Consider the following 13,544-nt stretch of genomic DNA (forward strand, 5'->3'; position numbering starts at 1 on the left):
CCCCATCTTTGTCCATCGCCGTCATCTGTGGCCAAGAAAGTCCAGGCCAAGAAAGTCCAGATATGAGGACACGAACTCGTCGGGCCACTCGAAATGGACCAGCGCCCCGGCGTCGAACGGCTGGGGCCGCCAGTTCGGCTTGTCCTTCAGCCAATCCACGCCACTGAAATCCTTGAAGTCGCCCCGCGTGCCGTGGGGCATCCAGACCGGCACGGACAGCCGCGCATAGAGATCCCGCACGTCCCTGCTGAACAGCCGCCCCGACAGGAAGGCGAAGGGCGCGAAGCGGGCGCCGGGCTGGTGCGCGGTGAGGTAGTCGTAATCGACCATGCCGTCGTCGACACCCTTGGAACCCCAGGTCCGCTCCAGGAAGTACCGGATGCTCTGCCGGCTGACCAGAAGGTCGTAGAGCTTCGGCCCCCACAGCGGAAAGCTGACGAACCGGTAGACCCCCGGCACCTCGCGCGAGGCCTTCGTCCTGATCCCGCCATGGGCCTTGGTCGATCCCTTGCTGAAGCCGGTCGGGGTGACGAAGGCGAGCGTGCGGATGCGCTCCGGCCGCTCGACGGCGGCGCGCGCCAGGAACTCGGACGAGAGCGACAGCGCCAGCGCATCGACCGGTTCGGCTCCCATATCCTCGGCGATCACGTCCAGCATGTCGTGGGTCGCATCGGTGAACAGCCGGATGTCGTAATGGCGGCCCGACCGGTCCGAATGGCCGTAGCCAGGCAGATCGACCGCGTAGACGCGGCGGTGCGCCACCATGCGCTCGAAGATCGGCTTCACCTCGTAGGCGGAGGCCGCGGCGTTGATGCTGTGGACCAGCAGCAGGGGCGGTCCGTCGCCGGCCACATAGTAGGCCAGACGCCCCGCGCGCCGGCTGGTCTCCCGCAGGTCGCCGGCGAGCGCGGGGGGAAGGGTTGGGGCGCGCATCATCAAGGACTCCTGCCGTCGTGCTCCAGGAGAGCACTCTTCTCGATTGCTCGCCAGCGGATCAACACCTTGGGGATGAAAAGGTGCCTCGCCCACCCTCAGCGGAGCGGCCCTCAGCGGGAATGGCGCAGGATCAGGTCGGCGGTCAGGTCGGGCCGCTCCTCGTGGGCCAGATGACCCAGGCGCCCGAGCGTATCGATCACTGCCGAGGGCAGCAATCCGCGCACCCGCTCCGCCTGTTCCGGCGGAACAGCGGTATCTCCGGACGAAACGGCCAGGACCAGCCTGGGCTCCAGCCGGCGCAGGTCGCGGACCAGGGGATGCAGGTCCCAGTTCGCCATCATGCCCAGCGCCGCCGACACGTGTCCCGGGCAGCGGATCAGCCGGCCATAGAATTCCATCCCGGCACGGTCCGGGACCGAGCCGGTGTTGCGGATCAGCCGTTCGACCGCGCGCGCGTCGGCGGTCCAGGAGAAGACCCGGGGCGCCAGCGGGTTGAGGACCAGCAGCTTCGCCAGCGGCATGAAAAGATGGCCGGCCGCCCCCCGGAACGGCAGGAAGGCGCCGTTGAGCGCGACGATCACGCGCGGGCGGATCAAATGGTCGAGCGCCATGCGGGCCAGGATGGCGGCGCCTGCGGAATGGCCGGCCGCGACATCCGGCGAGACCTGAAGAGTTTCGAGCAGGGCCGCGACCGCCCGCGCCATGCCCGGAAGCGACAGGCGATGACCCGGCAAGGGGTCGGTGAAGCCGTGGCCCGGCAGGTCGGGGGCCACCACGGTGAAGTCCCGGGCCAGAAGCGGCATCAGGCCGCGCCAGGAATGGGTCGCGGCCCCGGTGCCGTGGAGCAGCAGGATGACGGGACCCTCCCCCATCCGCTGGACGTGCCAGCGCAGGCCGGCGGCGGTGACGAAGCTGCTGGTCTCGCGGTGGGGCCAGCCGCGCCCTTCCCGCTCCCAGGCCGGCCGCCTCATGAAGCGGGTTGCGGTGCCGCCATTCGGACGGCTCGGGAGATCGCGGCGGCGTCGGCCCTGGGCAACGGCAGATAGGGTGCCCGCATGCCGTCGGCCAGCCGCCGCGCCGCCGGTTCCGGATGGGCGGAGGTATCGACCAGCAGCGCCCGCAGCCCGGCGGCGGCGACCCGGCGGGCGGCGATGAGCGCGTCGCCCTCGGCGGCGGCGCGCCCCGTCGAGCCGTCGCGGCAGACATTGGCCCGGCCGTCGGTCAGCAGCACCAGCGCCGGGGTTCCGCCCCGGCGTTTCACGGAGTCCGCCAGGGCGGAGGCGGCGTCGATCCCGGCCGCCAGCGGCGTGCCGCCTCCCCCCGGCAGGGCGGCGAGGCAGCGCTTCGCCCGGGCCAGCGAGCGGGTCGGCGGCAGCAGGAGCTCCGCCTCCCTGCCCCGGAACGCCACCAGCGCCACCTCGTCCCGCCGGACATAGCAGTCGGCCAGCAGCAGTTCGACGGCGCCCTTGGCCTCCGCCAGCCGGTGGAAGGCGGAGGAGCCGGAGGCGTCCACCACGAAGATGGTCGTCGTCCGGCTCCGCCTTTTCAGCCGCGCGATCCGGAAATCCTCCGGCCTGACCTGGATGCGCGGAGCGGTCCCGGAAACTGTCCCGGGAGCGGAATCGAGCGCATCGGCGCGCAGGCGCTGCCAGGGCGCCGCCGCCCGTAGGGTCTCGATGACGTTGAGCCGCGCTCCCGCCCGGGCGGGGCCGCGACGGAGGCCGGCCGGGCGTCCACCCGCGGCCTGGGCGACGGCGCCAGCCTTGCCGGCCGGCTGGGCACGGCGGCCGGCATTGGCGAGGCTTCCCAGTCGCTTGAGGAGGTCTTCCGGAATGGCGGCCCGCGCCGCCTCCAGCACGACATCCTCCAGAGGTTCACTCTCGCGCTCGGAAACAGGGTCGGGGTTCTTTTCCGGCTCCTGAGGTTGCTCCGGTTCCTGCTCCGGCGGCGCCGGAAGGCACGTCGCGCGCGGCGCCAGGACCAGGCGTGCCGCCAACGCGGCGTCCGCCTCCGCGATTTCGCTTCGGCCTTCCAGGGCGGCGGCGGCCCGCGAGGCGGAGAGGGCCTGCAAGGCGGCTCGGATCGAGCCGATCCCCAGGGCTGCCGCCGTGCCGCACAAGGCCTCGACCACCGCGCCGGATGCCGCGACCTGGCCGATGCGCCGCCGTGCCTCGGCGATATCGGCGGCGGAGCGGTACGGCGTTCCGACCTGCCCGATGGCAATGGCACCGAGATCGAGGTGGAAGGCGAGGCGTTCGGTCAGCACCGCCGCCGGCTGCTCGTCGGCATCGCCCTCGTCAAGGGCGACAAGCCCGAAGCGGGCATCAAGGCTGCGGGCGAAACCGTCGCGCTCCAGCCGGACCTCGCCCCGGTCGAGGACGGCGGCCAGCCGGGCCGCCATGGCCGGCGGCAGCCGCTCCGCCATGGCCAGCAGGACGACACCTCCGCCGGACCGCGCCAGGATGCCCTGCTCGACCACGGGCCGCCCGGCCCGGAGGGTCGCCGCGAGGTCCAGGCCGCCCAGCAGCCGGTCGTCCGTGACATGGCAGGGCACGCGGAGGAACGGCGCGGTTCCCGGCAGCAGACCGCGCAGCAGGTCCAGCCAGCGGTCCCGCACCGGGCCGGGAGCGGCCCGAACCGAGACACCGCCGAGCCCCGCCGGATCGACCGCGAACAGCACCGCGGCGGCTGCGGCATCCTCCCAGGAACTCATGCGTCGAACAGGTCGGCGACGGCCCGCTCGACCCGCGCGGTCGATCCCGCCTCGTCCAGGGGATTGCGCCGCAGGCGATGCCGCAGCGCCGGCAGGGACACTTGGCGGAGATGCCGGTCCAGCACCTCGCCGGCGCCGTCCAGCGCGGCCATGGCGCGGGCGGCCCGGACGAGGGTCAGTTCGCCGCGCAGCCCGTCGGCGCCCAGAGCCATGCACAGGCGGGCCGCCCGCTCGATCGCGGCGTCGGGCACCTGGACCAGCGGCAGCCGGATCCGGGCAGCCTCGATGCTCCGGCGAAGGCGGGTCTCCTCCCGCTTCCATTTCGCCATGAAGCCGGTGGGATCCCGCTCGAACACGTCGCGCCGGCGAACCACCTCGATGCGCTCCGCCAGGTCGGTGGGCGTCCTCACCTCGACCGACAGGCCGAAGCGGTCGAGGAGCTGCGGCCGAAGCTCGCCCTCCTCCGGATTGCCGCTGCCGACCAGCACGAAGCGGGCGGGATGCCGCACGCTCAGCCCCTCGCGCTCCACCACGTTCTCGCCCGACGCCGCCACGTCGAGCAGCAGGTCGACCAGATGGTCCTCCAGCAGGTTGACCTCGTCGATATAGAGGAAGCCGCGATGCGCCCGGGCCAGCAATCCCGGCTCGAAGCGCTTCTCGCCCCGGGTCAGCGCCCGCTCCAGGTCGAGCGCCCCGACCACGCGGTCCTCGGTGGCGCCCAGCGGCAGGTCGACCACGGGGACCGGCACCCGCCTGCTCTTCAGCGCCCCGCCGGCGCGGGCGGCCCTGCACTCGGCGCACAGCGAGGCGGGATGCGCGGGATCGCAGTTGTAGGCGCAGCCCGCCACCGCGCGCATCGGCGGCAGCAAGGCCGCCAGCGCGCGGACCGCCGTGGACTTGCCCGTGCCGCGGTCGCCGAACACCATCACGCCGCCCAGGCTGGGATCGACCGCGGCGGCGAGCAGGGCCAGCTTCATCTCCTCCTGGCCGACGATCGCGGAGAACGGGAACAGCGGGCGCGACGACCGGCGTTCCGGCACCGCCCGCGGCACGGCCGGGGCTTCCGCGACGGGATGGACGAGCGCGACAGAGGCCATGGTCAACTCCCGGACTGAAAGCCGTTCAGGCTTTACCTTATGGTCGGACGACACCCAGCAGGTGCGCCAGATCCTTGAAGAAGATCCGCACATGCGCGGCCGGCTTGGCGCGCACCAATTCCTTGTTCATGTAGGCGTCCCAGGTCAGCTTCTGGACGTCGGGATCGCGGCAGATGCCGACGAAACGCTCGCGCCGCTTGTCGCTGCTGTACCAGAAATGCTGCATCATCCCGAGGATCCAGAAGACCCGGCCATGGGCCTTCATGAAGCGCTTGCGGGCACCCGCCAGCGCCCGGGCGTCTCCCGTGGAGAGGAAGGCTTCGACCGCTTCCGCCGCGAAGCGCCCGCCCGCCATGGCGTAGTAGATGCCCTCGCCCGAGGCCGGCGCCACGACCCCGGCGGCGTCTCCGGCCAGGACCACGTCGCGGCCGTTGTCCCACCGCTTGAGCGGCTTCATCGGGATCGGCGCGCCTTCCCGGCGGATCGTCTCGACCGCGTCCAGCCCCGTGGCGACCCGCAGGTCGCCGACCGACCGGCGCAGCGCGAAGCCCTTGCGGGCGGAGCCGGTTCCGATGCTGGTCGTGTCGCCGTGGGGGAAGATCCAGGCGTAGAAGTCGGGCGACAACCGGCCCTGGTAGAAGACGTCGCAGCGCGACCCGTCGAAATCGGCGGCGCCTTCCCGGGGCGACCTCACGATCTCGTGGTAGGCGAAGACGCACCGCATCCTGTCCGATCCGGGGACCTCCTGCCGGGCCACGGCGGAGACGGCGCCGTCCGCCCCGATCACCGCGCGGGTGCGGGCCATGCCCGGACCGTCGGCGGCCGCGTAACGGACGGTGGCGACGCCGCCGGGATCGCGCGTGACGGCCGTGAAGCTGCCGGTCCGCCGCTCGGCCCCCGCCAGGGCGGCCCGGTCGCGCAGGTACTCGTCGAACACCTCGCGGTCCACCATGCCGACGAAGCCGCCGTCGATCGGCATGTCCACCCGCCGCTCCGACGGGGAGATCATCCGCGCCGACCGCGCCCGGGCGACCAGCAGGTAGTCGGGGATCGCGAACTCCCGGATCAGCCGGGGCGGGATGGCGCCGCCGCACGGCTTGATCCGGCCCGCCTTGTCCAGCAGCAGGACGGAACGGCCGAGCCGCGCCAGGTCCTCCGCCGCCGTCGCCCCGGCCGGCCCGCCGCCGACCACCACCGCGTCGAAGATCTTGTCAGTCAGGTTCTGGGCAGTCATGGGACCTCCGGGAAGGTCTGGCGCAGCGCGAAGGCGCCCACCAGCATGCCGATGACATAGAGGCTGGTCCCCGTGGCGTTGTACCAGGGAGCGCGCTCGCGCGGGCTTTCCAGCAGGCGGAACATCAGGAAGATCTGGACGCCCAGCAGCAGCGCCACGACCACCGCATGGATCGGGCGCTGCCACAGCGCCAGCATCGCCACCACCGCAACCTGCGGCACGACCATCACGGCGCAGGCCAGCCGCGCCGCCCGCTCGATCCCCAGGCTGGCCGGCAGCGAGGCGATCCCCATGCGCCGGTCGCCCTCGACCGACTTGAAATCGTTGAGCGTCATGATGCCGTGGGCGCCGACGCTGTAGAGCCCGGCCAGCGCCAGGATGCGCCAGTCCGGCCGGGCCGCCATCATGACAGCCGCCCCGGTGAACCAGGGCAGGCCCTCGTAGCAGGCCCCTACCGCTGCGTTGCCCCACCAGCCGTTCCGCTTCAGCCGGATCGGCGGCGCGCTGTAGGCCCAGGCGAGCGCCAGCCCGACCACGGCGGCCCCCATCCCCCACGGCCCCAGCGCGCTGGCGACCAGCAGGGACAGGGCGGTCCAGCCCAGCGCGATGTAGAAGCCCCAGCGCCCCGGCAGCCGGCCGGAGGGGATCGGCCGGTCCGGCTCGTTGATGGCGTCCACGTCGCGGTCGTACCAGTCGTTGACCGCTTGGCTGGTGGCGCAGATCAGCGGCCCGGCCAGCACGATGCCGGCGATCACCAGCGGCCAGCGGTCACCTGCCGGAACTCCCGACGACACCACCCCGCAGCCATAGGCCCACATGGGGGCGAACCACGTGATGGGCTTCAAGAGTTCCAGGACGGCGGAGGGGGTCGGGTATGCCATGCCCTAAGTATGATTGTTTACACATTCTAATGTCAACTCTCATTGACATAGAGCGCCGCGCCGGCTGCCGCTTTCCCCTTCGAAACCGCACGCCCCGATATGGGACCAAGATCGAAATGGAATCCCTGCTTGACGGAAGAGTTTCCGCGGAATTCCGGCTTGTTTCGATCGTTGCGGCAAGCGTATCCCCAAGCCGGTTTGATTTGTCGGACCCGTCTATGTTACACAATCATCGGCCCTGAACTCGGTCTCGAAGATTTTTGAGCGGAACAATAGTATACTTCCTAGGGATTCGCAGGACCTCTGTTCATACCATGGCATGCTTTTCTCATGCGTCCTGTTGCTGACCAGACGGTAAGGAGGCGACGATGGGTGACCCGGTTACGACGATGTCCTCATTCCAGGAGATGGTCTCCCTCACCTTCCGCTACGGCGTCTTCGCTTTCTCGGTCATAGTCCTGTTTTTCCTCACCAACAAAACCCACGCACAGCTCGAAGCCGCGAGGAACTCGCCCAACCCCGACCCGTGGCAGACGAGGATTTACCTGGCCATCCATGGCGTGATCTGGATCTGCGGCATCAGCCTGATCTTCTTCGCCTCATATTTCTGGTGGATGGACCAGCCGCAGCGGAAGATTTACCAGTTCAGCGTCGTCAATGTCGCGCCCCACGAGTTCGTGGTGAACCAGGATCTCTATGTCCGATCCCTGGACAAGCCCGGCCCGGTCCCCGACGCTCCCAGGAGGCGCGACCTTCACTTCGTCGTCGTCAGCGACGGGTCCTTCGGCCCGGGTCACAGCTTCGAGCTTGAATATTTCAAGAACGAGGAGAAGAAATACCGGACCTTCCGGATCCCCTATGTGCCCGAGAAGAACCTTCGGTACCAGATCCAGTATGACGCGGAGGGTGACAGCTATTCGTTGCAGACCATCGCCGACGCCTCTGGCCCAGGCTTGAACCTGGTCTCGAGCGCGCTGGCCCAGATGAGCACCGGGGAGGAGTCCCCGAGCGAGAGGCTGGGCAGGAGCCGGATCCTGAATGATCTCGGGAAATCGGAGAACCTGGCCCCGCTTCCCAACATCGACAACCCGTACTGCACCGACGGTATCTTCCAGAACATCGTCCAATGCGCCCCGAAGCCATCTCCGCCGGGTCCAGGCGGGGTGCCGGCCGTCGATTCCCTGATTCCCGAGATCGGGATCCTGCAGGTCGAAAGATCCTCGGTCCCCAGCAAGATCAACGCCATCGAAACCCTGGCGGGCTTGCCCCCGGACACCCGGATGGCAGTCTTCCAATCCATCGCCGAACCCGAGCCGATGATCCTCACGCTGCTGGACCTTGTGCGCCACAGCGATCCGGAACTCGCCAGCAAGGCGAAGCGGCTGCTGTCCCAGACGGACGTGGAGTCCGCGCTGAGCGCGGCAGTGTCGCGGTTGGCTGCCGAGCCGGACAACGCCGCATCGATCCTGGCCCGCGTGGAACCTGCCCTGGCGCTCCGCGTGCTCGCCCGTTCGCCGATGCCAGAGCTCGATCCGGCGCGGATCACGGCGCAACCGCAGCTGCTCGTCCCCACGGCGTCCTCCAGCGGCGACCGCTACTATGTGAGGGCCATCTGGACTCCGGGCGACAGGGAAGCCCAGGCCTGCCTGACCGCACTCTTCAACCGGTCCCTGATCAGCAACCGCACCCCTGATCAGGAAGCCGAGATGATGTCCCAGCGCTCCCAGCGGATCGTCTACTGGTACTCCAAGGAATGGGTGCTGGATATCGCGAACCGGATCCGCAGTTGCGGCGCCCAGGCCGATTTCATCGGCTTCTGATGCCCGGCACCGATTGCTACCGTCAACTGGGGGAACGCACCCTTGGCCGCCTGCCAAAGGGACTCCCCGACAGCATGCTGGAGGAGAATCCGTATCTGCGGGCTTCCGCCGGAATGTCATTCCCGCTCATCACTTGCAATCCCTAATCTCCTCCAATGTGTTGGAGTGATTGACAACACCTAGAAATGTTGTTTCAAACTCCAACATGAGTGCCGAAGCGCTGCTCCGCGAGCGACACCAGATCAGGACCGATGTCTTCGTGGAACTGCGTATCTGGCGGGTCCCGGAACCCGTGCGGGGTTCGGCGCACGACCACGAATATGCATTGGCCTATGTCGTCGCCGGGCAGTGCGTAATCCGATACGACAACGAAGCTGGCAAGGGCGACCACAAGCATTTAGGTGACGTCGAGATATCCTATGCGTTTACGACACCGGCAAAGCTGCTGGCGGATTTCTGGTTTGATGTGGATCAATGGAGGCTTGCATGAACACCGTGACACTCTCGATCGCTTCCCGCGAAGATGTGACGCGGCGGGCCTTGGCAGCGTTCGGCGGTGAACGGCAAGATACACATATTTCTTTCGAGTCAGTCGAACTCCTGTGGCGGACCTTGACCCGCAAGCGCTGGGAACTGCTGAAGTCGATGACCGGCGAGGGTGCCATGACGATCCGCGAGGCAGCCCGGCGCGTCGGCCGCGATGTCAAGGCGGTGCATGGAGATGTGCAGGCGCTGCTCAACGCCGGTATTCTCGACCGTACCGCCGATGGCCGCGTCGTCTTCCCCTACGACGCCGTTCATGTCGATTTCACGCTGACCAAGGCGGCGTGACATCCACGGGCGCCCGTGCCGGCGCGCAGGCCGAAGAGGCCGCGCCGGTTGAAACCACCGGACCGGTCGGCGCCCGCACCTGGATGCGTGCTCGTCATGGCGGAATCGCGTCCGTTCAGGGAGGCCAGTAGCCGCCGACGCCGGGAGAACCCCTGCGGCCGGATTCCGGTCACGACGGTTCGATGCCCGGTTTCGTCACTCCCCGTTTGACTTCCGCGCCGGCGCACCCAAGATCGCACCCGATCGATTCAATTTGCCCAAAAACAGTTGAGGAGCATCCCATGAGCGTCGAGGTAGGTACCCCCGCTCCCGACTTCACCATGCCGACCGATGGCGGCGGCGAGATCAGCCTGTCGGCCCTGCGCGGCAAGAAGGTCGTGCTGTATTTCTATCCGAAGGACGACACCAGCGGATGCACCAAGCAGGCCTGCGGCTTCCGCGACAGCCTGCCCGACTTCACCGGCATCGACGCCGTCGTGATCGGCGTGTCCAAGGACAGCGTCGCCAGCCACGACAAGTTCAAGAAGAAGTACGAGCTGCCCTTCGTCCTGGCGTCCGACCAGGGCTCCGACACCGCCGAGAAATACGACGTGTGGAAGGAGAAGAGCATGTACGGCAAGAAGTACATGGGCATCGAGCGCTCGACCTTCCTGATCGACGGCGACGGCGTGGTCCGCGGCGCCTGGCGGAAGGTCAAGGTCGACGGCCACGCCGACGAGGTGCTGAAGGCGGCGAAGGCGCTCTGAGCACCCGGGCCTAGCGCTTGCCTCGCTTCAGGATCTCAGCCGCCAGTTCCTGGATCTCCTCGGCGGCGCGGGTCTTGCGGGCCGATTCGGTGACGCTGCGGCCTTCGAACAGGGCCGCGGCGAACTGGACGCGGTTGCCGATCTGGGTGTGGGCGACGTCGGCGCCCATGCCCTTGATCCGCTCGATCAGGTCGTCGGCCAGCTTGGCGCGCGGCGGAACCCGGTTGATCACCAGCAGGACCGGCACGTTCTCGGACCGCGCCAGGTCCAGCGTCGGCTGGGTCGCCCACATGTCCATCGGGCTGGGCTGGACGGGCACGATGACGAGGTTGGCGGAACGCACCGCGATGCGGGCCTCGGTCTCGGCGTGGGGCGGGCTGTCGATCACGACGATGTCGTTCTCCTGCGCCAGCCGCTCGACCTCGCGCTGGGTGCGCCAGCCGTTGATCTGGACATGCTGAAGGCCGGCCCTGCCGTCCATCGCTTCCTGCCGGGTCTGGAACCAGCGCGACAGGCTGCCCTGGGGGTCGATGTCGACGACAGCGACGCGCAGGTCCACCTCGGACCAGGCGATCGCCAGATGCGCCGCCAGGGTCGTCTTTCCGGCGCCCCCCTTCTGTTGTGCCACGGTGTAGATCTTGCCCGCCATGCCCGCTCCGCTCATCGGCTATGCCGCCGATTGTCATTGAAAAAGTGCCCCGACCGCCGCAGCAACGGCATAGTGCATCCACATCGGTAACACGCCAAGGGTGGTGTTTGGCTTTCGCGCACCGCGACAACACTTTAAAACGATGACCATGAACAGCACAGACAGCCCGCAGAGAGACAGCCCGCAGAGAGCACCCGAACTGGTCCCGCCCAGCGACGCCAACATCGCGCGCGCGGCCGGCCTGCTGCGCGCCGGGGAGCTTGTGGCGTTTCCGACGGAGACTGTCTACGGGCTGGGCGCCGATGCGACCGATGACCGCGCCGTCGCCCGGATCTTCGAGGCCAAGGGCAGGCCGCGCTTCAACCCGCTGATCGTCCACGTCCCCGACCAGGACTCGGCCGAGGCAATCGTCCGGTTCGACGCGCGCGCCGAGCGGCTGGCCGAGACCCTGTGGCCCGGGCCGCTGACGCTGGTGCTGCCGCGCCGGCCGGACAGCCCGCTGTCGCTGCTGGTCAGCGCCGGCCTGGACAGCGTCGCGGTCCGGTTCCCGGCCCATCCGGTAGCCCGCGCGCTCCTGAAGGCGGCCGGGGTGCCGGTGGCCGCCCCCAGCGCCAACCGGTCGGGCGCCGTTAGCCCGACCACGCCGCTGCACGTGGCCGAGAGCCTGGGCGCCCGCGTCGGCCTGATCCTGGCCGCCGGCCGTTGCGCGGTGGGCGTCGAGTCGACCGTGCTCGACCTGACCGGGGAGGCACCGGTGCTGCTGCGCCCCGGCGGCGTTACCGCGGAGGACCTGGAGGCGCTGCTGGGCGTGCCGGTCCTGCGCCCGTCACAGGCGGAGGCGGCGGGCGACCCGGCGGCGCCGAAATCGCCCGGCCAGCTCGCCAGCCACTATGCCCCGGGCCGGCCGGTCCGGTTGGGGGCGAACGGCGCCGCCCCGGACGAGGCCCTGCTCGCCTTCGGCCCCGACACCTTCATCCGCGGCGGCGCCACGCGCCTGAACCTGAGCCCCCAGGGCGACCTGCACGAGGCCGCCGCCAACCTGTTCGCCATGCTGCGCGCCCTCGACCGGCCGGAGCATGCCGCGATCGCCGTCATGCCGGTCCCCGAACAGGGGCTGGGCGTGGCGATCAACGACCGCCTGCGCCGGGCCGCGGCTCCCCGCGGGCCAGCGCCCTTCCCTTCCGAAACGCCGACACAAGACTGACAAAGCCATGATCGACGCAGCCTTCCTCGACCGTCTCCGCAGCATCGTCGGCCCGGCCGGCCATATCGACGCCCCCGGCGACATGGAGCCCTATGTCGCGGAATGGCGCGGCCGATATCGGGGGACGACGCCGCTGGTGCTGCGTCCCGCCACCACGCGGGAGCTGTCCGAGCTGGTGAAGGCCTGCCACGAGGCCGGCGTGCCGATCGTGCCCCAGGGCGGCAACACCAGCCTGGTCGGCGGCTCGATCCCGTCGGAGGACGGCAGCGAGGTGCTGGTCAGCCTGTCGCGGATGAACAAGGTTCGGAACGTCGACCCGCTGAACTACACCATCACGGTGGAGGCCGGCTGCGTGCTGCAGGCGATCCAGGAGGCCGCGGCCGAGGTGGACCGGCTGTTCCCGCTCAGCCTGGGCGCCGAAGGCACCTGCCAGATCGGCGGCAACATCTCGTCCAACGCCGGCGGCACCATGACGCTGCGCTACGGCAACATGCGCGACCTCGTGCTGGGGCTGGAAGTCGTCATGCCGGACGGGCAGGTCTGGGACGGCATGCGGCGGCTGCGCAAGAACAACACCGGCTACGACCTGAAGCACCTGTTCATCGGGGCGGAGGGCACGCTGGGCATCGTCACCGCCGCGGTGCTGAAGCTGTTCCCCCGGCCCAAGCAGGTGGAGACCGGCTTCCTCGCCGTCCGCGACCCGGACGCCGCGATCGAGCTGCTGGCCAGCCTGCGGTCGGCCAGCGGCGACGCGCTGAGCGCCTTCGAGCTGATGCCGCGCATCGCGATCGACTTCGCCCTGAAGCATGTGGCCGGCACGATCGATCCGCTGGAGGAGAGCCATCCCTGGTACGTGCTGCTGGAGTTCGCGACCGGCAGCGGCGGCGACGCCTTCCGCGACACGATCGAGGCGACGCTGGGCGAGGCCATGGAGGCCGGCCTGGTCATGGACGCAGTGCTGGCATCCAGCGAGAGCCAGGCCAAGCAGCTCTGGTTCATCCGTGAGGCGATCGTCGAGGCCCAGAAATTCGCGGGCGGCTCGATCAAGCACGACATCTCGATCCCGGTGTCCTGCGTCGGCACCTTCATCCGGGAGGCGACCGAGGCGGTCGAGCGGACCATTCCCGGTGCGCGGCCCGTGCCGTTCGGCCATGTCGGCGACGGCAACATCCACTTCAACGTGACCCAGCCGGAAGGCGCCGACACGGAGGACTATCTGGCCCAGTGGGACAAGCTGAACACCGTGGTCCACGACATCGTGCTGGGCATGGACGGCTCGATCAGCGCCGAGCACGGCATCGGCACCTTCAAGCGCGAGGAGCTGAAGCGCGTCAAGTCGCCGGTCGAGCTGGAGCTGATGCGCAAGGTCAAGGCGGCGCTGGACCCCGAGGGGCTGATGAACCCCGGCAAGGTGCTGTGAGGAAAGGCTCCGG

Annotated in this window: 13 protein-coding genes; 6 read left to right on the plus strand and 7 right to left on the minus strand. The window is 69.3% G+C overall.

Annotated elements, in window-relative coordinates:
• Positions 1-21: 21 nt before the first annotated feature.
• The 6 genes from JL101_RS15325 to chlG all read right to left on the minus strand — a co-directional run bounded on the left by JL101_RS15325 (position 22) and on the right by chlG (position 6,861).
• Complete coding sequence (locus JL101_RS15325) at positions 22-936, minus strand: alpha/beta fold hydrolase (RefSeq protein WP_203100496.1); 915 nt, start codon at positions 934-936, stop codon at positions 22-24.
• Between the two features lie 110 nt (positions 937-1,046).
• Positions 1,047-1,907, minus strand: coding sequence for an alpha/beta fold hydrolase BchO (bchO, locus tag JL101_RS15330; RefSeq protein WP_203100497.1), 861 nt, complete (start codon positions 1,905-1,907; stop codon positions 1,047-1,049).
• Complete coding sequence (locus JL101_RS15335; protein ID WP_203100498.1) at positions 1,904-3,649, minus strand: magnesium chelatase subunit D; 1,746 nt, start codon at positions 3,647-3,649, stop codon at positions 1,904-1,906. Before JL101_RS15335 ends, bchO begins: the two co-directional genes overlap by 4 nt.
• Positions 3,646-4,746, minus strand: coding sequence for a magnesium chelatase ATPase subunit I (bchI, locus tag JL101_RS15340; protein ID WP_203100499.1), 1,101 nt, complete (start codon positions 4,744-4,746; stop codon positions 3,646-3,648). The genes JL101_RS15335 and bchI overlap by 4 nt, the downstream gene beginning before the upstream one ends.
• A 37-nt stretch (positions 4,747-4,783) precedes the next feature.
• Entirely contained in the window at positions 4,784-5,980 is a 1,197-nt protein-coding gene (locus JL101_RS15345; RefSeq protein ID WP_203100500.1) for a geranylgeranyl diphosphate reductase, read from the minus strand.
• Positions 5,977-6,861 carry a chlorophyll synthase ChlG gene (chlG, locus tag JL101_RS15350; protein ID WP_203100501.1) on the minus strand — a complete coding sequence of 295 codons (885 nt, stop codon included), beginning with the start codon at positions 6,859-6,861 and terminating at the stop codon, positions 5,977-5,979. Before chlG ends, JL101_RS15345 begins: the two co-directional genes overlap by 4 nt.
• A gap of 368 nt (positions 6,862-7,229) precedes the next feature.
• Between chlG and JL101_RS15355 the strand changes: the two genes are divergently transcribed.
• From JL101_RS15355 to JL101_RS15370, 4 genes are all read left to right on the plus strand, one after another.
• On the plus strand, positions 7,230-8,681 hold the full coding sequence (locus tag JL101_RS15355) for a hypothetical protein (protein ID WP_203100502.1): 1,452 nt from the start codon (positions 7,230-7,232) through the stop codon (positions 8,679-8,681).
• A 205-nt stretch (positions 8,682-8,886) separates the two neighbouring features.
• On the plus strand, positions 8,887-9,171 hold the full coding sequence (locus JL101_RS15360) for a toxin-antitoxin system TumE family protein (protein WP_203100503.1): 285 nt from the start codon (positions 8,887-8,889) through the stop codon (positions 9,169-9,171).
• Positions 9,168-9,512 (plus strand): HVO_A0114 family putative DNA-binding protein, encoded by a 345-nt coding sequence (locus JL101_RS15365; protein ID WP_228434852.1) that lies wholly within the window; start codon positions 9,168-9,170, stop codon positions 9,510-9,512. Before JL101_RS15360 ends, JL101_RS15365 begins: the two co-directional genes overlap by 4 nt.
• Before the next feature lie 281 nt (positions 9,513-9,793).
• The gene (locus JL101_RS15370; protein ID WP_203100507.1) at positions 9,794-10,258 is read left to right on the plus strand and encodes a peroxiredoxin; all 465 of its coding nucleotides are present in this window, start codon (positions 9,794-9,796) and stop codon (positions 10,256-10,258) included.
• 10 nt (positions 10,259-10,268) lie between these two features.
• On the opposite strand, the gene parA is transcribed toward JL101_RS15370, so the two are convergent.
• Entirely contained in the window at positions 10,269-10,907 is a 639-nt protein-coding gene (parA, locus tag JL101_RS15375) for a ParA family partition ATPase (protein WP_203100509.1), read from the minus strand.
• A 148-nt stretch (positions 10,908-11,055) separates the two neighbouring features.
• Here parA and JL101_RS15380 point away from each other — a divergent pair, with 148 nt between their 5' ends.
• Together JL101_RS15380 and JL101_RS15385 are read left to right on the plus strand one after the other, a co-directional pair.
• Positions 11,056-12,111: an L-threonylcarbamoyladenylate synthase gene (locus JL101_RS15380; RefSeq protein WP_203100511.1), complete on the plus strand. Its 1,056-nt coding sequence runs from the start codon at positions 11,056-11,058 to the stop codon at positions 12,109-12,111.
• Between the two features lie 7 nt (positions 12,112-12,118).
• A complete protein-coding gene (locus JL101_RS15385; protein ID WP_203100513.1) occupies positions 12,119-13,531 on the plus strand; it encodes an FAD-binding oxidoreductase in 1,413 nt (470 codons plus the stop codon).
• Positions 13,532-13,544 lie beyond the last annotated feature (13 nt).

Origin of the sequence: Skermanella rosea, assembly GCF_016806835.2 — a bacterium.
Classification (GTDB): domain Bacteria; phylum Pseudomonadota; class Alphaproteobacteria; order Azospirillales; family Azospirillaceae; genus Skermanella; species Skermanella rosea.